The organism is Rhodococcus sp. KRD175 (assembly GCF_017168275.1).
In the GTDB taxonomy this organism is placed as follows: domain Bacteria; phylum Actinomycetota; class Actinomycetes; order Mycobacteriales; family Mycobacteriaceae; genus Rhodococcoides; species Rhodococcoides fascians.
The window spans coordinates 1-1,382 of sequence record NZ_JABFAQ010000057.1 but is presented as its reverse complement, the minus strand read 5'-3'; the positions used below and the strand labels follow the sequence as shown (position 1 = coordinate 1,382).

Sequence of the window (1,382 nt, the reverse complement as noted above, 5' to 3'; positions counted from 1 at the left end):
GATCCGCTGACCGTCCTCGAGCACCGAATGCCCGATGCCCGGATGCGTCTGCTCCCACAACACATCATCGGCCGGATGCAACAGAATCGGCGCATCCAACTCCCCCGACAACTGCGGAGCGACCGTCACATGATCGTTGTGACCATGCGTACACACGATCGCCCGCACAGCACGACCGGCGACCGCATCGACGATCGGACCGGCCGTATGCGCAGCATCGACGATCACCACCTCGTCGTCGTCACCGACCAACCAGATGTTGTTGTCGACCTCCCACTCGCCACCATCGAGCGCGAACGTCCCCGACGTGACGACCTTCTCGACCCGCAACTGCCCACTCACAGGACCACCACCGAACGCAGCACCGTGCCCTGATGCATCTTCTCGAACGCCGCCTCGATATCACCGAGACCGATCCGTTCGGTCACGAACTTCTCGAGCGGCAACCGACCCTGCTCGTACAGATCGACCAACATCGGAAAATCCCGCTCCGGCAGACAATCGCCGTACCACGACGACTTCAACGACCCACCCCGGGAAAAGAAATCGATCAACGGCATCTCCACCGTCATCTCCGGCGTCGGCACCCCCACCAACACCACCGTCCCGGCGAGATCGCGGGCGTAGAACGCCTGCTTCCACGTCTCCGGACGCCCGACGGCATCGATGACCACATCCGCCCCGAACCCGCCGGTCAACTCCTGGATGGCCTCGACCGCATCGACCTGCGAGGCGTCGACCGTGTGGGTGGCACCGAGATCGAGAGCCCAGTCGAGTTTTTTCTTGTCGCGGTCGACGGCGATGATCGTCGACGCCCCCGCCAGGCGGGCCCCGGCGATCGCGGCATCCCCGACACCGCCGCACCCGATCACGGCGACGGAATCCCCGCGGGAGACGTGGCCGGTGTTCATCGCCGCACCCAACCCGGCCATCACCCCACACCCGAGCAACCCCACCACCGCCGGATCGGACTCCGGGTCGACCTTGGTGCACTGGCCTTCGTGGACGAGGGTCTTGTCGGCGAACGCCCCGATCCCCAACGCAGGGGAGAGTTCGGTGCCGTCGGCGAGAGTCATCTTCTGCGAGGCATTGTGGGTGTCGAAGCAGTACCAGGGGGTGCCTTTCTTGCAGGCTCGGCATTCCCCGCACACCGCACGCCAGTTCAACACCACGAAATCACCGACCTCGACATGAGTGACAGCGTCGCCGATGGTTTCGACGGTGCCTGCGGCTTCGTGGCCGAGCAGGAACGGGAACTCGTCGTTGATGCCGCCCTCGCGGTAATGCAGATCGGTATGACACACCCCGCACGCGGCGATGGTGACCACGACATCGTTCGGGCCGGGATCGGGAATGGTGATCGTCTCGATCGAGACGGGCTC

The 1,382-nt window shown here is 64.6% G+C and carries 2 protein-coding genes; both read right to left on the bottom strand.

Going from position 1 to position 1,382, the window contains the following annotated elements:
- On the bottom strand, positions 1–342 hold a 342-nt coding region (locus tag J1M81_RS25135; RefSeq protein WP_206499099.1), incomplete at its 3' end, for an MBL fold metallo-hydrolase.
- Positions 339–1,382: S-(hydroxymethyl)mycothiol dehydrogenase (locus tag J1M81_RS25130; RefSeq protein ID WP_206499098.1), on the bottom strand; the 1,044-nt coding region annotated here is incomplete at its 5' end. The genes J1M81_RS25130 and J1M81_RS25135, both read right to left, overlap by 4 nt.